Annotated in this window: 22 protein-coding genes; 13 read left to right on the plus strand and 9 right to left on the minus strand. The window is 44.7% G+C overall.

Features of this window, described 5'->3' with window-relative positions:
* Window positions 1–711: 711 nt before the first annotated feature.
* The 3 genes from FKX85_RS04390 to FKX85_RS04400 form a co-directional block, all read right to left on the minus strand.
* On the minus strand, window positions 712–1323 hold the full coding sequence (locus tag FKX85_RS04390; RefSeq protein WP_141613573.1) for a trimeric intracellular cation channel family protein: 612 nt from the start codon (window positions 1321–1323) through the stop codon (window positions 712–714).
* Between the two features lie 161 nt (window positions 1324–1484).
* Entirely contained in the window at window positions 1485–2105 is a 621-nt protein-coding gene (locus FKX85_RS04395) for a class I SAM-dependent methyltransferase (RefSeq protein ID WP_141613574.1), read from the minus strand.
* On the minus strand, window positions 2102–2989 hold the full coding sequence (locus tag FKX85_RS04400; RefSeq protein ID WP_141613575.1) for a patatin-like phospholipase family protein: 888 nt from the start codon (window positions 2987–2989) through the stop codon (window positions 2102–2104). Before FKX85_RS04400 ends, FKX85_RS04395 begins: the two co-directional genes overlap by 4 nt.
* A gap of 290 nt (window positions 2990–3279) precedes the next feature.
* On the opposite strand from FKX85_RS04400, the gene FKX85_RS04405 reads away from it, so the two are divergent.
* On the plus strand, window positions 3280–4149 hold the full coding sequence (locus FKX85_RS04405) for a hypothetical protein (protein WP_141613576.1): 870 nt from the start codon (window positions 3280–3282) through the stop codon (window positions 4147–4149).
* A gap of 111 nt (window positions 4150–4260) precedes the next feature.
* On the opposite strand, the gene prmA is transcribed toward FKX85_RS04405, so the two are convergent.
* Both prmA and tpiA read right to left on the minus strand, forming a co-directional pair.
* Complete coding sequence (prmA, locus tag FKX85_RS04410; protein ID WP_141613577.1) at window positions 4261–5091, minus strand: 50S ribosomal protein L11 methyltransferase; 831 nt, start codon at window positions 5089–5091, stop codon at window positions 4261–4263.
* A gap of 175 nt (window positions 5092–5266) precedes the next feature.
* Window positions 5267–6025 carry a triose-phosphate isomerase gene (tpiA, locus tag FKX85_RS04415; protein ID WP_141613578.1) on the minus strand — a complete coding sequence of 253 codons (759 nt, stop codon included), beginning with the start codon at window positions 6023–6025 and terminating at the stop codon, window positions 5267–5269.
* Window positions 6026–6120: 95 nt separating this feature from the next.
* On the opposite strand from tpiA, the gene FKX85_RS04420 reads away from it, so the two are divergent.
* From FKX85_RS04420 to FKX85_RS04435, 4 genes are all read left to right on the plus strand, one after another.
* A complete protein-coding gene (locus FKX85_RS04420) occupies window positions 6121–6648 on the plus strand; it encodes a regulatory protein RecX (RefSeq protein WP_141613579.1) in 528 nt (175 codons plus the stop codon).
* A 575-nt stretch (window positions 6649–7223) separates the two neighbouring features.
* On the plus strand, window positions 7224–8954 hold the full coding sequence (locus FKX85_RS04425; protein ID WP_141613580.1) for a M14 family metallopeptidase: 1731 nt from the start codon (window positions 7224–7226) through the stop codon (window positions 8952–8954).
* A gap of 192 nt (window positions 8955–9146) precedes the next feature.
* A complete protein-coding gene (locus tag FKX85_RS04430; RefSeq protein WP_141613581.1) occupies window positions 9147–9470 on the plus strand; it encodes a DUF6787 family protein in 324 nt (107 codons plus the stop codon).
* A gap of 123 nt (window positions 9471–9593) precedes the next feature.
* Window positions 9594–11381 carry an ABC transporter ATP-binding protein gene (locus tag FKX85_RS04435; RefSeq protein WP_141613582.1) on the plus strand — a complete coding sequence of 596 codons (1788 nt, stop codon included), beginning with the start codon at window positions 9594–9596 and terminating at the stop codon, window positions 11379–11381.
* 132 nt (window positions 11382–11513) lie between these two features.
* Here FKX85_RS04435 and FKX85_RS04440 read toward each other — a convergent pair whose 3' ends face one another.
* A complete protein-coding gene (locus FKX85_RS04440; RefSeq protein WP_141613583.1) occupies window positions 11514–12203 on the minus strand; it encodes a peptidoglycan DD-metalloendopeptidase family protein in 690 nt (229 codons plus the stop codon).
* A gap of 57 nt (window positions 12204–12260) precedes the next feature.
* Here FKX85_RS04440 and FKX85_RS04445 point away from each other — a divergent pair, with 57 nt between their 5' ends.
* The 4 genes from FKX85_RS04445 (at window position 12261) to rpiB (ending at window position 16520) form a co-directional block, all read left to right on the plus strand.
* The gene (locus FKX85_RS04445; RefSeq protein ID WP_141613584.1) at window positions 12261–13220 is read left to right on the plus strand and encodes a pyridoxal-phosphate dependent enzyme; all 960 of its coding nucleotides are present in this window, start codon (window positions 12261–12263) and stop codon (window positions 13218–13220) included.
* Between the two features lie 722 nt (window positions 13221–13942).
* On the plus strand, window positions 13943–15211 hold the full coding sequence (locus tag FKX85_RS04450; protein WP_141613585.1) for a serine hydroxymethyltransferase: 1269 nt from the start codon (window positions 13943–13945) through the stop codon (window positions 15209–15211).
* Between the two features lie 16 nt (window positions 15212–15227).
* Entirely contained in the window at window positions 15228–16070 is an 843-nt protein-coding gene (gene tatC, locus FKX85_RS04455) for a twin-arginine translocase subunit TatC (protein WP_141613586.1), read from the plus strand.
* Between the two features lie 12 nt (window positions 16071–16082).
* Window positions 16083–16520 (plus strand): ribose 5-phosphate isomerase B, encoded by a 438-nt coding sequence (gene rpiB, locus FKX85_RS04460; RefSeq protein WP_141613587.1) that lies wholly within the window; start codon window positions 16083–16085, stop codon window positions 16518–16520.
* 141 nt (window positions 16521–16661) lie between these two features.
* Here the strand turns inward: rpiB and FKX85_RS04465 are convergent, their stop codons facing one another.
* The 3 genes from FKX85_RS04465 to FKX85_RS04475 form a co-directional block, all read right to left on the minus strand.
* Window positions 16662–17096, minus strand: coding sequence for an outer membrane insertion C- signal (locus tag FKX85_RS04465; protein WP_229239763.1), 435 nt, complete (start codon window positions 17094–17096; stop codon window positions 16662–16664).
* Between the two features lie 298 nt (window positions 17097–17394).
* The gene (udk, locus tag FKX85_RS04470; protein ID WP_141613588.1) at window positions 17395–18027 is read right to left on the minus strand and encodes a uridine kinase; all 633 of its coding nucleotides are present in this window, start codon (window positions 18025–18027) and stop codon (window positions 17395–17397) included.
* 144 nt (window positions 18028–18171) lie between these two features.
* A complete protein-coding gene (locus FKX85_RS04475) occupies window positions 18172–18750 on the minus strand; it encodes a non-canonical purine NTP diphosphatase (RefSeq protein ID WP_141613589.1) in 579 nt (192 codons plus the stop codon).
* Between the two features lie 533 nt (window positions 18751–19283).
* Between FKX85_RS04475 and FKX85_RS04480 the strand changes: the two genes are divergently transcribed.
* The 4 genes from FKX85_RS04480 (at window position 19284) to FKX85_RS04495 (ending at window position 24256) form a co-directional block, all read left to right on the plus strand.
* Entirely contained in the window at window positions 19284–19616 is a 333-nt protein-coding gene (locus tag FKX85_RS04480; RefSeq protein WP_229239764.1) for a hypothetical protein, read from the plus strand.
* Window positions 19617–19718: 102 nt separating this feature from the next.
* On the plus strand, window positions 19719–22685 hold the full coding sequence (secDF, locus tag FKX85_RS04485; RefSeq protein WP_141613591.1) for a protein translocase subunit SecDF: 2967 nt from the start codon (window positions 19719–19721) through the stop codon (window positions 22683–22685).
* 264 nt (window positions 22686–22949) lie between these two features.
* Complete coding sequence (locus FKX85_RS04490) at window positions 22950–23615, plus strand: hypothetical protein (RefSeq protein ID WP_141613592.1); 666 nt, start codon at window positions 22950–22952, stop codon at window positions 23613–23615.
* A gap of 212 nt (window positions 23616–23827) precedes the next feature.
* On the plus strand, window positions 23828–24256 hold the full coding sequence (locus FKX85_RS04495) for a hypothetical protein (protein WP_141613593.1): 429 nt from the start codon (window positions 23828–23830) through the stop codon (window positions 24254–24256).
* The last annotated feature ends 147 nt before the right edge of the window (window positions 24257–24403 follow it).

The raw sequence follows: 24403 nt of genomic DNA on the forward strand, positions 1-24403 counted from the left end.
CCCAAAAACTTCGTGACTTGGTGACTTCGTGGCTATATTTTTCGCCACTAAGGCTCGAAGACACAAAGAGGGTTGGTTGGGATTAGCAGTACACCTAGCCCCTTATTCCAAAAAAACTTCGTGACTTGGTGACTTCGTGGCTATATTTTTCGCCACTAAGGCTCGAAGACACAAAGAGGGTTGGTTGGGATTAGCAGTACACCTAGCCCCTTATTCCAAAAAAACTTCGTGACTTGGTGACTTCGTGGCTATATTTTTCGCCACTAAGACCCGAAGACACAAAGGGGGTTGGTTGGGATTAGCAGTACACCTAGCCCCTTATTCCAAAAAAACTTCGTGACTTGGTGACTTCGTGGCTATATTTTTCGCCACTAAGGCTCGAAGACACAAAGAGGGTTGGTTGGGATTAGCAGTACACCTAGCCCCTTATTCCTAAAAACTTCGTGACTTGGTGACTTCGTGGCTATATTTTTCGCCACTAAGACCCGAAGGCACAAAGGGGGTTGGTTGGGATTAGCAGTACACCTAGCCCCTTATTCCCAAAAACTTCGTGACTTGGTGACTTCGTGGCTATATTTTTCGCCACTAAGACCCGAAGACACAAAGGGGGTTGGTTGGGATTAGCAGTACACCTAGCCCCTTATTCCTAAAAACTTCGTGACTTCGTGGCTATATTTTTCGCCACTAAGGCTCGAAGGCTGAAAGACTAGCTCACTTCTTCCAATCCAGTTGTGGTAGGCTCAGTTTGAAACGAACGGCGATCAATCGGATGGTCACTACCAAAAGAAATGACAGGATCAAGTTGATATTGCGCTCTACCCCAATATTCTGGAGGACAATGACCAATATCGCTCCACTTAGACATGCGGTGGCATAAACCTCCTTCTTAAGCAAAATGGGTGTGGCATTGCACAGCATGTCCCTGATGACACCGCCCATTACCGCTGAAAACATGCCCATCATTGCCGCAATTTCTGGCCTTACTCCTAAGCTAAGGGCCTTTTCGGCACCCAGTACAGAAAACAAAGCGATCCCCAAAGTATCAAACAAAAACAGTGTTTTCCTGAGCTTGGACATAATTTTAAAAAATAAAATGGCCGTAAGAATACCAGCAAAGATAGCGTAGAGATAACGGACATCATCTATCCACACTAATGGATAACTGTTCAATAGCACATCCCGTAAGGTGCCACCTCCAATGGCCGTAATAAAGCCCGTAAACCCTGCTCCAAACACATCGTGCTCCCGGTCATGCACTGCCAGTGCCCCTGACACCGCAAAGAAGTACGTACCGACCAATTCGAAAATAAACTGTAAATCCATAATGCTTTAATTATTTGTGTTAATAGAAACAATTTGATACGGGGAGGTCGATCCACCAAGGCGGAGGCAGGGGACTCGACCTTGAGAAGAGAAACATTGTTGATAATCCTTTGGGACATCTAAGGAATAAAAACGAAGAGTTGGACTTGGAAAATAATGCATCACTCACCTTTCTCCATCACAAAAACTCCCATCGCACGAAGGTCATGAACCAACACGGATTTAGGTGGTTCCACATACCTTAGCCTGTATTTTATCATGACTTGTTTCATCAATTCTTCGGTAAGTAAAAAGCGGGTAGACCCGTCCAGCAACCTGAACATACCCTCTCCGACTTTTTCACTGGCGGTCTCCATTCCCCCAAACCCAGTGGTCATCCGCAAGAACAACTTGCCACCGGGCGCCAAAACACGCATCATCTCATCAAACATTGCATAAAAGTGGGCGGTATCCCTGGCAAAATGCAAAACAGCCGAGCTGATCACAGCCTGAAAAGCCCCCTGATGAAAAGGTATGTCCTCCACAGGAGCCACTTGTAATCTCAACGGATCATATTCACGGTCAATGGTTTTGGCATAGATCCTTGCCATTTGGATGGCCGTTGGATTTAGGTCCACACCGAAGACCTGAAAGCCCTCATGTAGAAAGTAAATTAAATTTCTTCCTTCACCGCAGCCGGCATCGAGAATCCGCATGTCTTTCGTAAATCGCCCCTTCAGTATTTGGTCCAGCAGGTAAATGTCAATATTGCCCAGTAATTTATTCAGTTCAGCAATGTTCATGGATTGAGTTGCTTTAAAGTGGCATGGGTAAGGTCTTTTCCCACTTCGATTATTTCCCTGGCACGGTAGAACTCAAAGGTACCACACTGCCTTCTGGACATCTGCACCACGGCATCTACGGTGTGTGCCTGCAGAATATAGTCCGATAGCCTATCCTGCATCATCTCAAAGGAGAGGTTCATCAAATCCAGGAAACTGGGACTCTTGGGCTTTTCTTTTCGCTCTTGTGGAAAGAATTTGCTCATTTTAGTGCGATATTCCGTGACCCATTGTGGAACGGTGATCAGTGGTTTTCCGTCCTTTTGTGCCTGATGCTCACGGACGAGGCAAGCAATGGGCGCATTGACATCGGAAGCGATCAGCAGGTCGCTTTCAAAATCCTTGGCCAAATCAACCGGAATAGGATTGAGCAGGGCACCGTCCACAAATTCCTCCTGTCCGATAACAAAGGGCTTGAAGACCGTGGGAATGGCAGCAGAAGCCCTGATGGCCTGAAATAGGCTGCCGCTGGCAAAAGTCGTTTCTTCACCAGAAGAAATGTTCACTGCATTGCAGGAAAAGGGTATCGGCAGGTTTTCGATCAACCCATCGCCTACCAATGATTCCACCGCTTGGAAAACTTTATTTCCCTTGATAAAACCCCTGGTGGAAATGGTAAAGTCCATCAACGAAAACACATCAATACGGTCCAAATTACAGATCCACTCTTTGTAGGCATTTAACTTCCCACGGGCATAAATCCCCCCGATCAGCGCTCCCATGGAGCACCCGGCGATGGCATTAATTTTATAGCCACGCTCCTCCAGTGCCTCAATGACCCCAATATGTGCCAATCCACGGGCACCGCCACTGGAAAGCACAAGAGAAACTGTTTTATTTGCCATGGTGTTTTTTGTTAACCCCTAATTTCAAGGTCTAAATTACTAAACGTTCCCATAGTTATATATAATGCTTCGCTACATTTTCTCTTATGACTATCTGAAATTTGGTGTAATGTATCAAGTATGTGGTATTTGGTACGTATTAGTCTGGATCTCCAGTGACCGATGACCAGTGTAAGGTGTATTAACCGAAGACGGGAGAAAGTAAAATGGTAAGTGATATCAAGGATGATGTATTAACGAGTTCAAGAAATTTCTTTTAAATTTATGTGCTCCTCTTACAAGTTGTTGTCATGAATAAGGTTTTAAAGTTTTACAGAGAGAACCTACTATTTCTTTTTGCACTAATTATTATATCGGTAATGTATCTCACCGATCTTCAAATTATCGGTACTTATACCTACTATTATTATCCCCCTAAAGTGCCTGAACCGCCAAACTATTTGCTAAGCACCTTAATCTTTTTTAGAAATTTATCAGCACTATTGATGCTAAGGTATATTTATAAAAAGAAAGAAAATATTTTGGATGTGTTTTATAGGATTTATAGTCGATATGATGACCCTACGGATCAAAGCGACATTGTCCAAATGATGGAAATGAATAGAATTAACAAAAAAGCAGGGCTATACATCATGGATAAAAATGAAAAAAGCCTTTTCACCCTTTCTAACGGTTTTTACGTTCCAGCAATACTTCAAAAAAACTATTATGTGGATCTTTCGCAAGAAATAGAAGTAAAACCTAGCACCCTAAAAAACAGTTTACTAGGTTTTATTTTCGTTCTTATCTCACTACTAGTGTTTAAAATGATCCTTGAAACCGATTTTAAAACCAACAAAGATCTTTCCGCCTTCATTGGGCCCATTATTTTATTAATTATTGGCTTATACCTCCTAATAAAAGCGTTTTCTAAAAAATTACTATTTAAAATCACCAAGACAGGAATACTCACTGATAATAAAATGTACAAGTGGTCTGACATCCAATTTGTTTTTTTCTACGAAGTGATTGGAAAAAATAGTTTATTTCGGTTAAATATTATGCTGCATGATAGCGATTCTCCGGTATCACTTCTTAGTGATCTAAGTATGATAAACTATAATAAGAAGAAATTGGGACATATCTTAGAGTCCTATCACAGGAAATATAATAATAAATAGTGCCGGTATTTTAAACCTTTAAATGGAGATAATAGTAAAGGTTAATTTGTTACCCTCAGCCTAGTTGAAGAATACTGATTACCGAAGACAAACTATCTTGGGCAGAACGTCCTATTTTTTTTCAAAAACAATAGCAGCCCAGTTGTCTTTCACTTTTTGCCCTTTGAGGTGTAGGCCAAGGGATTCAGCCTTGTATTGGAGATCAGGGATGTCGTGCTCATAAAAACCGCTCAGAAAAAGTTTTGCCTCTGGTTTCATCAATGAAACGTATACTTCCATTTCATCCAAGAGCACATTTTTGTTGATATTGGCCATGACGATGTCAAAAGGCCCTTTGGGGTTGACTTCGTGGATGGTGCCGTGCCCCATCTTTACTTGGCCCATGTCGTTAAGAGCGAAATTTTCGTTGCCATTTTCCACACACCAATTGTCGATGTCAAAAGCCTCAATGTGAGTGGCGCCCAGTTTATGGGCCATGATGGCCAATATCCCCGTTCCCGAGCCAATGTCAATCATGCTTTTTCCTTCATGCGGCACTTCCAGCTGGTGGGAAAGCATCAGGTAAGTGGTGGCATGGTGTCCCGTGCCAAAGGACATTTTGGGATTGATCAGAATATCGTGTTTGACATCTTCTCTCGGGGCGTGAAAGGATGCCCTGACATATACCTCATTGCCGATGGATATGGGATCATAGTGTTTTTCCCATTCCTCATTCCAATTGACCTTGGGCATTTTACCTTCGATGAGTGAAATACTGGCCAATTCCTGATAGCGGCCAATTACTTCCTGAAACGTCTCCCGATCAAAAAGATCTTCCTGGATATAAGCGTCTACACCATTGTCTGTTTCCAAAAAAGAGTCAAAGCCGATCTCACTTAATTCTGCCATGAGGATCTCCGAAAATTCTTGTGAACAGGAAATTTTAAACTCGAGGTATTCCATCGTTTATAGAAAAGTTTGTGGTGTAATGCTACAATTAAGAGGCTGTCTCATAAATTGTCACTTGGACGATAGAAGAAATCTCACATTCCTATAATTCTAGTGAAATGCATATTTGAGATTCTTCCTTTCGTGAGAATGACAGTCAATTTGACTTATAAAACAGCCTCTATTTGTCTTAGAAGGACTTGATGATGTCTACAAAGTCCCTGGATTTTAGCGAAGCGCCACCGATCAATCCACCATCCACATCTGGTTTGGAGAAAATCTCAGGTGCATTGTCCGGCTTACAGCTCCCTCCATAAAGGATGCTGGTGCCGTCAGCGACCTTCCCATATTTACTGGCCAAGTGCGTTCTGATGGCTGCGTGCATTTCCTGCGCTTGGTCAGAAGAAGCCGTTTTACCAGTACCGATAGCCCAAATGGGTTCATAAGCAATCACGATTTTGGCAAAATCCGCCTCGCTCAGGCCAAAAAGGCTTTCTGTTAATTGATCTTTTACATATTCTTCATGCGTGCCAGCCTCTCTGATTTCAAGTGGCTCACCACAGCAGAAAATAGGAGTAAGGCCGTTTTCCAAGGCCAGTTTTACCTTTTCGGTAAGTTGCGCATTGGACTCTGCAAAATATTCTCTACGCTCACTATGGCCAATGATCACGTAAGTGGCACCAAAAGATGCCAGGATGCTGGCAGAAGTTTCACCAGTGTAAGCACCGGATGCTTTATCAGAGCAGTTTTGTCCGCCCAGGAAGATGTTATCTACTCCACCGATCAGTTTTTTCACATTGGAAGCGTGGACAAAAGGAGGATTCAAGACCACAGTGACATCACTGATCCTTTCGTCTTTGACCATATTGACAATCTCAGAAGTCAGCTTTTGGCCTTCTTCCTGCGTTCCGTTCATTTTCCAGTTACCGGCGACGATTTTCTTGCGCATGATAATTTAGGTTAGGTTTGATATATTTGAATGAGAAAAGACTCCAAGGGTGATTTTGGCCCCTTGAAGATGTTTCGCTGCTAAAATTACATAAAATGTCCTTCCCAAGAAAAGATTATTCCCAAGAGCCTCAGAAAAAAAACCTTACCCCTGGTCAAGCTAAGGTGAAGATTGCGGCATTTTGTGCCTACCAAGAGCGGAGCCAGCAGGAAGTCAGGGACAAACTTTACACCTATGGCCTGTATCAAGATGAGGTGGAGGAATTGATTTCGGTGATGATTACAGAGAATTTCCTCAATGAGGAACGGTTTGCAGAAGCCTACGTCAGGGGAAAATTTCACCTTAAAAAGTGGGGGCGGCTGAAGATTGAGCAGGGTTTGAAGCAGCATCGGCTGTCGGCAAACTGCATTAAACTTGGAATGCGGGAAATTGACCCGGATGATTATTGGAAGGAGCTGTTGCAGCTTGCTGGAAAAAAATGGGAAGCCACCCAAGAAAGCGACTCCTTCAAGAAAAAAGCCAAAATCCACCGATTTTTGATCAGCAGGGGTTTTGAATATGATTTGGTGAATAGTGCTTTGCAGGAGGTAGCCTCAGAAAATCAGGATCGCATGGATCATTAAAATGGCTTTTCTCCCTTTAAATGAAATCGATGTCAATCCGTCATACCGAGCCTGTCTGGTGCCAAACAGACCTGTCTGTATAGGCCATAGGCAGGGAGCATGCGACGCTGAAATCTTGTTTTCAGGCAAGAGATTGCTTCGTTCCCCTCGCATGACGTTTTCCATTCATTGCGAGCCTGTCTGGAGCCAAAGGCAGGCCCTTTTAGAATGGGATGTGGTGAGCGAGGCATTCAGCCTGCGGTAGGGGAATGCGTTTGGGGCTATGCCTTGGGTTAAGATCAGGAAAGACTTTCAGCCTTTGGCTCCCGATAGGGGAAGGGTTAAAAATCACATTTGACGTAGGTATAAGCCAAATTTCGGTTTAACCCGCAACATGCCTTAACCTATCTGTTGCGAACTGAGGTAATTGACTTAATAGCGTTGAAACACCCCGATGGGTAAAGCCCCTTTAAAAAGTTAAATTCAATGGAGCCCTACTTTACAAAAAATTTCCCTGCGCTTATAAAAGTGTCTTTTCTCATAAAGCATTCTTTGATTACCTTGCTGGGATATCGATATTATGTAAATCAACCGTTATGAAAAAAATCATACTTGTACTGACGTTGGCTGGATTTGTTTTTACGGCCTTTGGACAGCAGCAGTACACCACGTTGTTTGAGACATCGGGTGGGACAGAAACCCCGGAATACGCCGATGTGATTGCTTATTACGAAAAATTGGCTGAAGATTTTTCTGAGGTCCAGCTCAAAACCATGGGCGGAACGGACAGCGGCAAGCCCCTGCACTTGATCCTACTGGATAAAAAAGGAAGTTTTGACCCTGAAAGCTGGCGGTCTGAAGAGCGTTTGGTGGTTTTTGTGAACAATGGCATCCATCCAGGAGAGCCAGTTGGCATCGATGCATCCATGATGTACCTTCGGGATATTCTACAGGGAAAACAAAATTGGGATGAAGACATGGTCCTCGCGATAATTCCCATTTACAATATCGGCGGACATCTCAACAGGAATTCGACCACACGGGTAAACCAAGAAGGCCCCAAAGCCCATGGCTTCCGAGGCAATGCCCGTAACTATGACTTGAACAGGGATTTTATCAAGACGGATACCAAGAATTCAGAGAGTTTTCAGGAAATCTTCCAGTGGCTGCAGCCGCATGTATTTATCGACACGCACACCAGCAATGGCGCGGATTACCAGCACGTCATGACCCTCATCGAAACACAGCACAATATGCTTGGCGGAGCGGCTGGAAAGTACATGTACGAAAAACTCACGCCCGGGCTTTTCAGCCAGATGAAAGAGCGCGGTTCCCCGCTGGTGCCTTATGTGAATGTTTGGGGGGATGTGCCGGAAAATGGCTGGTCGCAGTTTAAGGACTCGCCACGCTACTCCAGCGGTTATGCATCCCTTTTTCATACAATCAGTTATGTACCGGAAGCCCACATGCTCAAAACGTACCGACAACGGGTAGAAAGTATGTACAAGCTCTTCCAGTCCTACACCACGATTTTTGAGCGGGACAAAAAGGAGATTGTCAAAGTCGTGCGAGCGGATAGGGGGGCCACTAGAAATCAAGAAAACTTCGACTTTAACTACCAGTTGGTAAAGGAAAATCCAGTCAAAATCGATTTCCTGGGCTACGAATCAAACCATAAGCCCAGTGAAATCTCAGGTAAGTCAAGGCTTTTGTATGATCGCAACAAGCCTTTTGAGGCAGACGTGGATTTCTATGATACCTATTTGCCTTCGCTCACCATCAAAAAGCCAAACTATTACGTTATTCCCCAAGGTTGGCAAAAGGTGATCGAGAACCTGCAGCGAAACCAGGTCCAACTGAAGGCGGTCAAGGCAGACACGACCATGAATGTAACAGCATACTACATCACAGACTTCGAAACACTGCAAAGCCCTTACGAAGGGCATTATCTCCACTCCAGCATTCACGTAAGAAAGACCTCCCAAGAGGTTAGCTTACGTGCCGGTGACTGGCTCGTGCCCATGGACCAGTCCTCCAACGACTTCATCATGGAAGTGCTGGAACCGCAAGGAGAGGATAGCTACTTTGCTTGGAATTACTTCGACACCATCCTTCAGTCCAAGGAAGGCTATTCAGCCTACGTGTTTGAAGATTTGGCAGCAGACTATCTTGCGCAAAATCCTGGCTTGAAGGAAGAGCTGGAAAAGAAGAAGGCTGCGGATCCTGCCTTCGCACAGGACGGTTCTGCCCAATTGAGATGGGTGTATGAGCATTCTCCTTGGAAAGAAAAGGAGCACATGCGGTATCCGATTTTCAGGATAGATTAATCCTGCATTATAGAGATCCCTTCACCATGGCGAGATGACATAACGTTTGTCCCGAGGCATGAGGGATCTCTAAAATGCACTTTCTTAATTTGACAAAGTAGAATCAATATAATTTGTATATTGATCATTTGATCTTGTTATTCAATATTAAATTTCCGGATAATTTACCTGTCCAAATGAAGTGAACCCATCATGAATGAAGAAGGTTTCTTAAAAAGACTCCAACAAAAATGGCAACTCAAAAGCATCTGGCAGGTCCTGTTGGTGCTGTTGGCTTTTGCCTGCACGGGATTTACGGTGCTTTATATCAAGCAACCGATTTTTGATCTATTGGGAGTGGATATGTCCTCAGGAGGCTTTTGGAAGACAGTGATATACTTGCTGCTAGTTTTGCCCCTTTACCAGATCATGCTGCTGTTCTATGGCTTTCTCTTTGGTCAGTTTTCTTTTTTCTGGGAGAAGGAGAAAAAAATCTTCAAAAGAATTGGCGCACTGCTCATCCGAAAAAGAAAATAGACCGTAGCTAAATATAGCATTTACCGACTGGTTCCGCATTTTCTATTGATATAGCGAACGTTATCATTTATAAACCAAATCATGTACATTTGTAGCCGCAAATGTACAAGTAGCCCACCCGATATGGCAAAAAAGAAAAAAACACTGGAAGAACACGAAAAGAGGAAGCTGAACAAGAAAAATCTCAGTAAGCTAATTGGAATTTTTAATTTTGTTTTGCCGTACAAGGGGGTTTTCACGGTAGGGTTGATCTTCCTGCTGTTTTCGAGCCTTACACTGTTGGCCTTTCCGTATGTCGCCGGGAAGCTTATCGATGTAGCCCAAGGAAAGGAATGGATGTTCTCAGATATCAACACCATCGCCTTGGTCCTTATCGGAATCCTATTCGTACAGAGTGTGTTTTCATTTTTCAGGGTTTGGTTATTTGCCTTGGTAAGTGAGCGGTCCATGCGAGATATCCGGCTTTCGCTTTATAGCAGATTGGTCCACCTGCCGATGAGTTTCTTTGACAGGCGCCGCACAGGCGAACTGATCAGTAGGATTACTTCTGATGTCAGCTTGCTACAAGATACGTTTTCCGTTACATTGGCGGAGCTCTTCAGGCAGATCATCACTTTACTGGCAGGTACCGTTTTCCTCTTTGTGACCACTCCACGGTTGACACTGTTTATGCTGGCAACTTTCCCCGTTTTGGTGATCATTGCCATGGTCTTTGGTAAATTTATCCGAAAACTCTCCAAGGAAACCCAAGATGAACTGGCCTCTGCCAATGTCATTGTAGAAGAAACATTACAATCCATCAGTACTGTGAAGTCCTTTGCCGGCGAATCCTATGAAGCAGCTCGCTACGAAAAAGGGCTGAACAAAGTGATCAAAGTAGCGCTGAAAGCGGCAGGCTTTAGAGGTGCCTTTATTTCCTTTATCATCTTTGCCTTGTTTGGCGGGATCGTCGCTGTCATGTGGTACGGTGCCATGATGGTAAGCACCGGCGCGATGAGCATTGGCGATTTGGTGTCGTTTGTGCTGTACACCACCTTTATTGGAGGTTCGATTGCAGGATTGGGTGATATTTACGGGCAAGTGCAAAAAGCCATCGGTTCGTCTGAGCGAGTATTGGAGATTTTGGACGAAAGTCCGGAGGAATCCATGGCTGACTATCAGAAAGTGGCTGTCAAGGGTGACGTCGCCTTCAATGATGTCAGCTTTAACTATCCCACCAGGCCAGATGCAGATGTCCTCAAGCATGTCAACTTCTCGATCAAGTCCGGCGAAAAGATTGCTTTGGCCGGTCACTCAGGTGCAGGAAAATCCACCATCATCCAGCTGCTCATGAAGTTTTACTCGATCAATTTTGGTGAAATTACCATAGATGGCAAACCCATTAAAGACTGGAATCTCAAGCAACTCCGCTCCAATATCGGGATCGTTCCTCAGGAAGTACTGCTATTTGGGGGAAGTATCCGTGAAAACATTGCTTATGCCAAACCAGCAGCCTCAGAAGAAGAAATCATCGAAGCTGCCAAAAAGGCCAATGCCTGGCAATTTATCGGTAAATTTCCCGAAGGACTGGATACATTGGTCGGGGAGCGGGGAATCAAGCTCTCTGGTGGCCAGCGGCAGCGGATTGCCATTGCCCGGGCTATTCTGAAAAATCCGTCCATCTTGATCCTCGATGAAGCCACATCCTCCTTGGATGCTGAATCAGAGGCATTGGTGCAGGAAGCATTGGACGAATTGATGAAAAACCGTACGACGATTGTCATTGCCCACCGATTGGCCACCATTCGCAAAGTGGATCGGATCTATGTCATGAAAGATGGTGAAATCGTGGAAGAAGGCAGCCATGATGACCTGGCCATGCAGGAGGGCGGGTTCTACGCCAATTTGGTGAAGCTCCAGTTTGCCGACTAAGGTTTGGAAACTGGAAAGTTGAGGCACCAAAGGGACTTACCACTTCCTAGCCCCTTATAGAGAGCATCACTGTTGGATATACCATCATCCCTGCTAAATACAGGTTGAAAACGACCAAATACTGGTCACTTCTTATTGAATACCTTCCTGCATATCCAACAGCAGTTCGGGGTCAGGGCAATTGTTCCGGTAAAAATCCAGGTCATTTGGTGCACATACTCCTGGGTAGTCGCCCCAGTGATTTTCTAAGTCCAGTATCAGCTGGAAATGAAGATGTGGAGGCCAATCGCCATTTTCGGGAAATGGGCCGATGTGGGCAAATTCCTGTCCTGCGTGGATGGCTTGGCCTACTTCCAGTCCTTCCAAATCTATTTTAGTCAAATGGCCATAGAGGGAAAATAGGAGCAAATCTTCGCATTGATGTTCTAGGATAATGGTGGGACCATAGTTGCCATAGCCTTCGTTGTTTCGGAAGCTATGTACCCGTCCTGCCAAAGGCGCATAGATAGGCTGTCCGGCCTTTGCCCAAATGTCCACTCCCAAGTGGATAGATCTTTTTTTCTCCTCATCTTTTCCAAAGACCTCACTCCGATGGTAAATGGCCCTCGGCTCCAAGTATCCGCCGATGCCAAAGCGCTTATTGGCCGCATTCAGCTGACCAAAGACATAGTCGTCAAATAATGGTGTGCTGGAAATATCCAAGGTGGCCAAATCTTCGTTTTTAGCAGTAAAATCCAACAAAATGCTGTTTGTAGTAGTTAATTTCACCCCCACAAGAGGGTAAATATCGTTGGTTATTAGTGAATCAAGTGGTTTTTTCATCTTGGATAATTTGGCGAAATATACACATTTTGGGTTCAAAATGTTAACTTTATGAGTATGCAGCAAACCTATAGAATACCACAGCTTATTGATATCAAACAGGCCTATCAGCGGATAATGGCCTATATTCATCACACTCCTATTTTGACCTGCGAAGCAATCAACACCATAGCAGATTGCCAAATTTATTTCAAGTGTGAAAATTTCCAAAAAGTAGGAGCCTTCAAAGCAAGAGGGGCGACCAACGCTATCTTGAAATTGCCTCCTGAATTAAAGCAAAATGGAGTGGCTACCCATAGCAGTGGTAACCATGCAGCTGCACTGGCACGAGCGGCCAAGGAGACAGGAACCAAAGCCTACATCGTGATGCCATCCACAGCTCCTGCCATCAAAAAAGCAGCGGTAAAGCATTATGGTGGAGAAATCATCGAATGTGAACCTACGCTAAAGGCGCGCGAAGCTGCCCTGGAAAAAGTGGTGGAGGAAACCGGTGCAGCATTTATTCCTCCTTATGATTATATGGATGTCATCGAAGGCCAAGCCACCTGTGCCCTGGAGATGTGGGATGAAGGAATTCCCTTTGATGCGATCATCACGCCGGTGGGCGGTGGAGGACTATTGGCAGGGACTGCCTTGACCACGCACTACCTATCACGTAAGACACCCGTTTATGGTGCTGAACCCAAAGGAGCAGATGATGCCTTTCGCAGCCTAAAGGCCAACCGCATCATTCCAATGGAAAATCCTGATACCATTGCGGATGGGCTGCGCACTTCCCTCGGTCAGCGCAACTTTACCATTATATCACCGCATGTGGAAGACATCCTTACAGTTTCTGATGAAGAGATCATTGCGGCGATGAGGCTGGTCTTTGAGCGGATGAAGATCGTCATTGAGCCCAGCAGTGCTGTTCCTCTTGCTGCTGTTTTGGCCAATAAAGCCCTTTTTAAAAACAAGCGGGTAGGTGTGGTGTTTTCAGGAGGCAATGTGGATGTCAGCAAACTGCCTTTTAAATAATCGGTACTTTGTTGGCATTTCGCTCGGAATGTACAGGCTCCGATGGATTCAATGACCAATTGAAAGATTGGAAAATTAAGATATCTCTATGGGAAACATAATCCCCTCGGTTGTTCCGACAGCTGAGCTGCGGAACAGTTAAAAAAAACCCTGCCTTGTATACTTTCCCGGAACCAAGCAGGGATTTGAGAGGAGGAAGCCGCGGCAGTCTAGGTTGCCGCGCCCGTTCCAACGCACGATCTATCCCAAAAGGGCCTGCCTGGAGCAGAGAGACTTGCTTGGTACAGACAAGCTCGTGCCAAAGTCAACCCCATGGGGCAATGACGTTATAACCGTTTTTTATCGAATTGCATAAATTGAACTGAGGTTAATATAATCCATATAGAACCCCCTTATCCACCTACAGAGGATCATGCCGTACGCATGAAAGTTTGGTAACAACCTCGAACATCAACCTCTCATAATGTGCCGTAGGTACACCACATTGGAAGGTGTTCCGGGGAGACCATTTGATCAATTAAATTTTTCAAAAGCTATTTGCCTAAGCAATTTCCCAATCAATTGGATAATACATTGTTTCGAACTAATTTTGGGCAGCCAAAAATACATTCGATTTTCCCGAAGTGATCAGTGCAAGTGATGTGGAAAGCGAATCATTCCCGACTGCCATTGGGAAAGGCCAAAGCACAGACCAATAAAGACTGTAAAACAAGATCATACTCATGAAAAGAGACCAGGTAATATTTGACCTTATCCAAAAAGAAGAAGACCGTCAAAAAAGAGGCATCGAGTTAATTGCTTCTGAAAATTTCACCAGCAAGCAGGTGATGGAAGCTGCCGGTAGTGTCCTGACCAACAAATATGCAGAGGGACTTCCAAAGAAGCGTTATTATGGAGGTTGTGAAGTCGTGGATGACATCGAGCAGATAGCCATTGACCGGGCGAAAGAGCTTTTTGGAGCTACTTGGGCAAATGTACAGCCACACTCAGGTGCACAGGCCAATGCCGCTGTATTTTTGGCCTGTTTGAATCCTGGTGACCATATTCTTGGTTTTGACCTTTCCCATGGTGGACACTTGACACACGGCTCTCCGGTAAACTTCTCTGGTAAGAATTACAAGCCGCACTTCTATGGAGTCGAGGAAGAAACCGGTATCGTCGATATGGACAAAGTGGCCGAAAAGGCTCGCGAAGTAAAGCCCAAGCTGATCATCTGTGGTGCTTCTGCCTATAGCCGTGATTGGGATTATGCCCGATTCAGGGAGATTGCCGATGAAGTGGGCGCATTGCTGTTGGCAGATATTTCACACCCTGCCGGATTGATAGCGCGGGGTCTCTTGAATGATCCCTTGGAGCATTGCCATATCGTGACCACGACCACGCACAAGACCCTCAGGGGCACCCGTGGTGGGCTGATCATGATGAGGGATGATTTTGAAAATCCTTTTGGCATCAAAAACCCCAAAGGAGAGCTGAGAAAAATGACCCAATTGCTGGATTCTGCGGTATTCCCCGGCATGCAGGGTGGTCCTTTGGAGCACATCATTGCGGCCAAGGCTGTGGCTTTCCAAGAAGCCCTTTCTGACGAGTACATGGAGTACATCCTCCAAGTGAAGAAAAATGCTTCCATGATGGCCGAGGCTTTCGTGGAAAAAGGTTATAAGCTGATTTCTGGTGGCACAGACAATCACCTGATGCTGATCGACCTGCGCAACAAGGACCTTTCCGGTAAAATCGCCGAAGAGACCCTGGGCAAGGTGGACATCACCATCAATAAAAACATGGTTCCTTTCGATACCCGTTCGCCATTTGTGACGTCCGGTATGCGAGTGGGCACCGCCGCCATTACCTCTCGTGGCCTGAAAGAGCAAGACATGACCAAGATCGTGGACTTGATCGACAGGACATTAATGAACCATGAAGACGAGGCTGCCCTTGCTGAGATCAAGCAGGAAGTCAACGATTGGATGGTTCAATTTCCATTGTATTAAGTAAACTAGAAATTACGTGGCATTAGATCAATACCGGGAAGAGGAGGAAGAAGAAGGAATGTCGTTTTTGGACCACCTAGAGCAATTGCGTTGGCATTTGGTCCGGTCCGTAGCAGCTGTTCTGATTTTCTCCGTACTAGCTTTCCTTTCTAAGAGTTTTGTTTTTGGACAGGTGATTTTGGGGCCATCCAAGGTGGAATTTTTCACCTACAGGATGCTTTGCAAGGTTTCTGAAGCCCTGAATATCCCGGCGTTGTGTATAGATGAGCTGCCTTTTATCCTTCAGAGTAGGCAGATGACGGGGCAGTTTTCCATGCACATGACCTCCAGTTTGGTGGTCGGTCTGATCGTGGCTTTCCCGTATGTTTTCTGGGAAGTGTGGCGGTTTATCAGTCCGGGGCTCTATTCCAAGGAAAGAAATGCAGCCAGAGGGGCGGTGTTCTTTGTAAGTTTGCTGTTCTTTATGGGCGCTGCTTTCGGATATTATATCCTATCCCCACTGTCCATTAATTTCCTGTCGCATTATCGACTGGATCCATCCATTGCCAATGAGTTTGATATCACTTCGTATATCTCCACCTTGGTGATGTTGGTATTGGCCTCGGCGGTGATGTTCCAGCTTCCCGTGGTGATTTACTTCCTGTCCATGTCGGGACTGGTAAATGCTGCCATGCTGAAATCCTACAGAAGGCATGCCATCGTGGTCATCCTATTGCTATCGGCAATAATCACTCCGCCGGATGTAATCAGTCAGCTGTTGATTGCCATGCCGATATTGGTGTTGTATGAAGCAGGAATTATGATTGCCAAGCGGCTGGAGCGAAGACGACGGGAAGAACGAGAGGAAGAAGATTATTAATCCATATCAATCATGTCAAAAAAAATAGCCATCGGCGGTGACCACGCCGGATTTGATTACAAACAGCAATTAGTGGCCTATCTGGAAGCGGAAGGTTATGAGGTGAAGGACTTCGGACCTTTTTCAGATGCTTCCGTGGATTATCCGGATTATGTCCATCCTTTGTGTGATGCCATCGAAACCGGGGAGTTTAAGCAGGGCATCGTGGTCTGCGGTAGCGGCAATGGTGTCGCCATCACGGCCAATAAACACCAAGGTATCCGTGCAGCCATCTGCTGGAACACCGACCTGGCTGCACTCAGCCGCCAGCACAATGATGCCAATGTGATCTCTATCCCCGCGAGGTTTGTCCCCTATGAATTGGCCCAGGAAATGGTAGGCACCTTCCTAAGCACGGAATTCGAAGGCGGAAGACATGCTAACCGGGTGAATAAGATCGCTTGTAAATAATCGGAAAATGGCCGCCAAAGCGTTGGCTAAGACTGAAGGTGCAAAGCCTAATGTTTAGGGGGCTGAAATTATAATAAAAATAGAAAAGCCTTGCAGCTGTTAGTAGCTGCAAGGCTTTTTGTATTAGGCATTAAACGTCTTTTAGCGGAACGTATATTTTAGACCGATTCCGGCACGGAGGTAGGCAGTATCTGCATTGGGAATAAACAGTGGACTCGTCTCCAACAGAAAGCCAAAATTCCTGGTAGCGGGGAATGGTTTCACCAACACGCCCAATGGAATTCCGAAATAGCCTGAGCTTCCTTCACCGACATTGATGATCCCGGCATGGACGCCGCTGTAAAAATTCACTTCTTCCTTCTGGATAAAATTGTACCCAAAAGTACCTTCAATATCCACCTCGTTGCCACCTTCCAGTCGGCCTTCGCCAAACATCTTTTTGTCCGGATCACTCCCGATGGCAAGGTAGGTGCCGAAATTTTGCTGGTAAATACCAACACTGACTTGTGCCTTGGACTCTTCATGTTGCAGTAGTAAAAATACTGTCAATGCTGCGAATAATAACTTTTTCATCATGTATTACTTGGTTTAATTTGGTTCAGCTTAACAAACACTTTGCCATTTTTATGGCCCTGACAAAAGTTTTGGGAATGATATAAATCATGTTCACTGGCCGGCTATGTATGGGTCCCATAACAGGAGGCAAAGGAATAGTGTGTTTTCGAATGCGTTTACGAGGATTACAAATCCCGAACAGCGGAACCGCGTAAACAGCTGTAGCGTATAACGGGCAAGCGTTCGTCCTTTTCTTTGGAATCTCCTTCTAAGGTTAAGCTTTCAAACGTTCCAACCCACAAATAGCGCTGATTTTCTCTCAAATACAAGGTTGGTTGTTGATCTTTTCCTTGAGGAAAATCCTGACCATTTCCAGGCCATTGTCAAAACTGTCATTGTTGGGGATGATCAGGTCGGCATCGTGCTTGGAAGGATCAATATATTTTTCATAGGTAGGCATGACATGCTTTTCGTAGCGGTAGAGCACATCATCGAGGTCATAGCCCCGCTCTACTTTGTCCCGCACGATCCTTCGTTTCAGCTTGATATAATCCTTGGCGTCGATAAAGACCTTCAGGTCCAGCAGGTTGGTCAATTTGGGGGAATACAGCACAAAAATACCTTCTACCACTACAACAGGAGCGGGCTTAAACTCCAGCATCTGCGGAGTCTTTGCGGGGTTGTTAAAGGTGTATTCCTGGCGAAAAACATGCTCCCCACGCTGAATCTTTTTGATATCCTCCGCATAAGCATCAAAATCAAACGAAAAAGGTGTGTCGTAATTTTCTACCCCCTCCTCATCCAGCGGTTGTTGGTCGATCGGCTTATAATAATTGTCCTGGGAAATGAGGCAGACTTCTCCCGGGTCGAAGCTTTGCAGCAACCTGCTTAGGAAAAGGGTTTTGCCAGAGGCACTTCCCCCCGTGATACCAACGATATAAGGCTTTCTCATGGAGTTACAATTTCTTGCAAAGGCACAGTTATTATTAATGTAAGTATAGCGGAACAACTTATAATTCATTGCGAACGATGCGACAGCAAAGTGAAGCAATGTCCTCGTGAATATATACTTGCGTTGCCAATAAAAGGTGAAGTGCTAGCGATAGCTGTTCAGGAAGTGAATGAGCTTGCGTACGGCCTTTCCACGGTGACTGATCTCATTTTTCTGCTCCATGCTGAGCTCGGCGAAAGTCTCCTCGTAATCTTCGGGACGAAATACCGGGTCATAGCCAAATCCTCCATCGCCTTTCCTTTCTTGTATGATCTCACCCTTTGCCACTCCCTCAAAACTGTATTCCTTGCCGTCTAGGATCAATGCGATCACGGTTCTGAATTGAGCCTTACGGTCGGTTTTGCCCTGCATGTTCTTGAGCAATAGCGCTACATTGCGTTCATCGCTACGGGGTTCACCGGCATACCTGCCGGAATATACTCCAGGTGCTCCTTCCAGCGCAACTACTTCCAGCCCTGTGTCATCAGCAAAACAGCTTACCCCGTAATTTTCGAAGACATGTCGTGCTTTCTGGAAGGCATTGAAGTCCAAGGTATCACCCGTTTCGGGCAGTTCCTCTTCGTAGCCGATTTCCTTCAGCGAGACAATGGTGAAATCCTTGCCCAAAGCGGCCTTTACTTCTTCGATCTTTTTAGGATTATTGGTAGCAAAACAAATTTTCATGTTACAAAAATAAGTAAAATTTTTCCGAAGCGAAGTAAGGTACTGTTTTATATTACAGGGTGGATCAGGAGTGACAAATGCCGTTGGCATGAAAGCTTGGAGATCGTAATAAACACGGATATCTTCCAATGCACAGCAAGTGCATCGTCTTCTATTTGTATTTGATGTAATGTACCTACGGCATATGATGCGATCATAGTATTCTATCCCTTACAAGCTTGCCTACTAAATGGCGGGGCAGACAAATCAACTTTGTATAAGCAAAATAAAAAGCTATTATCTCTCCAAAACGCCAGTTACTTGAAAGGACCAATTACTGGTCAAATCAAAAGGAAACATTTGTGTCTTCGAGTCTTTATGACAATGTTTACTTTTTTCTATACTCAAATTATTTTCCATATTAATAGGCTAACTGACTTTTGAGATAACCCCTAACATTTTTTCTTTTAAAATGCTTTTGTTTTAAAAAATGGCTACATTTGCTGTCTATGAATGGTAAGAAAGGCGCAAAAAGAAATATAATTCACGAAAGGATGGTCATCCTTTTAGTGGCTATTTGCTGCTTTATCATTTCCAATTCTCAGTATTTTTTGAGTTCGACGGATAAGCCACTAGACGGTGACCGCATCGAATACTCCCGGCATTCCGGGGATGAAGATCAGGACAATCAGACGTTTTTGGACGTCGCTACTGACGCAGTCGTTGTTCCCTTTGCGAGCTTGGTGGCTGAGAGCACGATGAAGCTGATCTATGAAATCATAGGTTTTGAACAGCAACGTGCTGTGCCCGAAGCGACGAAGGCACGATATCCAAGTCTTTTTTTAGAAGTACTATTGGAGCAGATCGTGGCTCCCAATGCGCCGTAGAGTTACTTTTTCATCCCGCTAGCAGCAGGCTTATACACCTGCTGATCATTATCCATTGAATTTCAATCAACAATAATTATAGTTATTTCATTTAAGTAAATCATGCAAAATAAAGGGATCATTGTGTTTTTGACAGTGATTGTTACAGCATTGTGCTTGTACTATCTGTCATTTACCTACGTTTCGAGTAATGTCCAGAAGGACGCGATCGCCTATGCGACAGACGCAGAAGGCAATCTTGATTTCGCAAAAAAACAATCTTACCTGGATTCGATCTGGCGCGAGCCGGTGTATAACTTTCTGGGCATAGAATACACCTTTAAAGAAGTGAAAGAGACCGAGCTTGGACTTGGGCTGGACCTTCAGGGAGGTATGCACGTTACCTTGGCGGTTTCTCCAGTGGAGATTGTAAAAGGCCTTGCCGGAAACAGCAAGAACGAAGCATTCAATGCAGCAGTGGACGAGGCAGAAGCACTAAACAGAACTTCCAATGAGAAGTATGTGGATCTTTTCTATGATGCCTGGAAAGAAAAATCCGGTGGCAAGCAATTGAACACCATCTATGCTACTGCTGCCAACCGTGGAAGGATTTCCTTGGAAACTTCCGACAGTGAAATCCTAAGCATCATCGATGAAGAAGTGGAAAATGCCATCGACCGTTCTTTCAATATCCTGAGAACGCGTATTGACCGTTTTGGTACATCGCAGCCTAATATCCAACGAATCCAAGGTACAGGCAGAATCCAAATCGAGCTGCCAGGTGTGGATAACCAAGAACGGGTAAGGAACTTGCTTCAGGGAGTGGCCAAGCTGCAGTTTTGGAGAGTGGCCGAGATTGATGAATACGGTGATGCCCTGCAAAGAATCAACGCGGCATTGGTGGCCGAGGCAAAAACCAACAAGCCTGCTGCGGCATCGGCAGAAGCAGATTCCACTGGAGCTGCATCAGACACGACTATGACCGATCTGGAGCGTCAGCTAGCGGAAGGTGGCGATGAGACCGACTCGCTATCCTCGGAAGTCTCTCCTCTTTTCTCACTTTTGAAGGCGAACTATGGGTTGGTTTATGACGTGAAGGATACCGTTACCATTAACAGAATCCTGAACAGAGAAGACATCAAACCACTACTTCCACGTGGACTGACGTTTATGTGGTCAGTGAAGCCTCGTGAAGTAGAGGGAGAAGAACTCCTCGAGCTTCATGCGATGGAAACACCAAGAGGTACAGAGCAGGCTCCCTTGGAAGGTGATGTGATCACTGATGCCAAGCAAGTGCTCGACCAAAGCTCCAACCCTGCAGTAAGCATGAGCATGAATGCAGACGGTGCTAGAAAATGGAGAAAAATGACTGCCGAAAATATCGGTAGAAGGATTGCCGTGGTACTGGATAATTATGTCTACACAGCACCAAATATTCTTGGAGAGATCCCAGGCGGCCAATCAGAAATTACCGGTAACTTCACCATTGAAGAAGCCAAGGATTTGGCCAATATCTTGAAGTCAGGTACTTTGCCTGCACCTACTAATATCGTAGAAGAAGCGATCATCGGCCCGACATTGGGCAAAGAAGCACAGGCCCAGGGTATCAATTCCATGGTGGCCGGTTTGGTGATTGTGGTGCTGTTTATGATTGCGTATTACGCCAAAGGTGGTTTTGTGGCCATCGCAGCATTGGTGTTCAATATCTTCTTTATCCTGGGGATCCTTGCGCAGCTGGGCACAGCACTTACCCTGCCAGGTATCGCAGGTATCGTACTGACCATCGGTATGTCCATCGATGCCAATGTACTGATCTTCGAAAGGATCAAAGAAGAACTGGCAGCTGGAGCTGGTTTGTTACAGGCTATTACCAGTGGGTATAATAAGGCTTTCAGTGCCATCCTTGACTCCAACGTGACCACGTTCCTGACCGGAGCCATTCTTTACGCCCTTGGTCAAGGCCCTGTGAAAGGATTTGCGATTGTATTGATGATCGGTATTGCTTCCTCCTTCTTCTCTTCAGTATTCATCACACGGGTAATTGTGTACTGGATGAGCAAAAAAGGGGAGAAAAGCAAAATCTCCTTTACTTCGCCATTCTCCAAAAACCTGTTCAGTGATCTGAGTATTGACTTCCTTGGTAAGCGAAAAGTGGCGTACCTGATTTCTACCGGTATCATCGTCATCGGTCTTGCCTTTGCGGCGATCAACGGATTGAAATTTGGTGTGGATTTCACGGGCGGTAGATCTTATATAGTCGAATTTGCCGAGCCGGTGGCTGCATCTGAACTGAAGACTGGGCTCGACAAGGCTTTTGACGGCTCTGTAGAAGCCAAGACTTACGGGTCCAATAATGTTATCAAAATCACCACTTCTTACCTGATCAATGACGATTCTGATGAGGCCAATAGCGAAGTAGCGACCAAAGTACGTGAAGGCATCGCTACTATAACGGGCTTTAACTTCGTCAATGATATAGCCCAGATGGATGACAGTTCTTTTGCCATCACCGGTTCTTCGAAGGTAGGTGCCACTGTGGCAGATGATATCAAGAACTCCTCCATGGAGGCCATGTTCTTTGCCTTGGTGGCCATCTTCTTGTACATCCTCTTGAGGTTCCGTAAGTGGCAGTATTCACTGGCTTCCATCATTGCCTTGGCCCACGACACCTTGTTTGTGGTAGCTGCTTTTGCTATTGCCAGTGCCTTTGGGGCTACATTCGAAATCGACCAGGTATTTATCGCGGCGATGCTAACTGTTATCGGTTACTCTATAAATGATACGGTGATTGTATTTGACCGTATTCGGGAAAACATCTCTAACCGCGGTACTTCTAAATTGGTTAGAATGTTTAACGATGCCATCAACCAAACCATGGCCAGAACATTGATCACTTCATTCACTACCATAATCGTGGTGATTGTATTGCTGATCTTTGGTGGTGAAGTCCTGAGAGGATTCTCGTTTGCTTTGTTTGTTGGGGTATTGGTCGGAACTTACTCTTCCATCTACATCGCTACACCGATTGTAGTAGACTTGATGAAGAGAGAAATCGAACAAGAAAAAGAAGAAAGCCAAAAGGTAGCTTAATAGCCTGCCGTTTTACATAAGTTATAGGGCACCTTGTCTATTGGCAGGGTGCCCTTTTTACTTGCACGCCGTGCATATATTATTTACTGAATTGGTAGTACCCTACTTTTCACTTGATCCAACAATTCTCATTCTTACAGGCTAAAAATACCATGATCATGGTATTTTCCCCTAATTATTAAGCGGTTACCTTAGCATATTGGAAGAAATCAATTATAAATCTATCCTTGTCTTTAGGTTAGATTTTAATGTAGGGGGAAATTTATGAGTCAAACCGCATATTTAGGGGTCATTCTTTGCAGTTTAGTGGGAGGAATGATCTGCTATTTCTATAACAAACCAACTTACAAGTCTACTCACAAATTACTACTAATTACACTCTTGTTTGTGTTTTTGCTGGAAGCAGTGGGTGAATATACAGCCAGTAAACAAATCAATAATCTATTGCTTTATAATGTTTGCTGGATCTATGTTGAGTCTTATCTTATTGTCTACTACTTTACCCTATTAGAGCATAAGAAAAAACTAAAGAGGTTATATTTTGTGCTTTTTGGTGTAGTTTTGATTTGGAGCCTATATAATTCCATGGCTATTCAGCCAATCCAGGCTCATTTCCAATATTACAGTTTGCTTCCTATGGGCTTGCTTATACTGGGATTGTCGGCCAGGTTTTTCTACAGTGTGATTAGCTTGGAAAAATATCCACAATCTGATTTGCTGAGCATCCCACATTTATGGATTGTGGCATTTATTACTTTCTTTTATGCCGAAGCACTTACCTTGTTTGGATTTATGGAGTTTTATGCTGCTGCCAACATAGAGATTATCATTGCCTGGACAAAACTGAACAGGGTTTTAGCAGGAGTCATGTACCTTTCTTTTGGACTGGCCTTTTATACGCCCTACCTTTTTGAGGAGAAATATGCTTAACCAAAAGCATTGTCGTATAACCGGATGTCTCCCTTAGATACAAAAAACAGGCAACCGATTTATGAGATGATTTAAATTAGACACTGAAAGCTCAACTTATGCCTTATTGGTACAAACATGTATCATCCGATCAGGGCTTTATAGTGAAAGTTTAATAGAAAAGGTATAATTTTCAGGAATCATTAATTTATCACCTATAAACATAAAATGACATGAAGGATAAGAAGAACAGCCTCACGAAAAAACAGTTTAAAGCGGTTACGAGAAAGTACAGGAGTGAAATCGGCAGTGGCAAGGCAGGTTTGGGCATAAAAGGGGAAATCACCAACCAAACCCGATGGATATGGTTTGACAGGGAACAGATCGAAAAAGTCCTCAAAAAGACCGATGGGAAGACAGGCGGTATCAAGTTTTACTTTGGTGAATATGATGAAAGTTTTATCGAGGAGTTAGGCTCAAATTATGTAGGCAGAATGATGCTGGCGATGGTGCCTTGTGATCAAGATGATTTAAATAAGAAGGCTGCTAACCTTAAGGGACTGGAGGCCATCGATTTTGAGGATGGTGATGACGAAGAGGAACAAGATGATGAAGAGGATGAGGCTGAAAATGGTGGAAGAATCTGCCCTCCAAATTGTTAGTCGGCGCATGATAAGACTGTAATCTATCCACGGAGGATTTTAAGCAGATATTAGCGAGGCGTCGCCATATATTATAAAAGATTTAACGATCTTTGATGGTGAATTGCCCGTCATTCGGGCAATTCATTGTTTTAATCAGGATCATAA

Source organism: Echinicola soli, assembly GCF_006575665.1.
In the GTDB taxonomy this organism is placed as follows: Bacteria; Bacteroidota; Bacteroidia; order Cytophagales; family Cyclobacteriaceae; genus Echinicola; species Echinicola soli.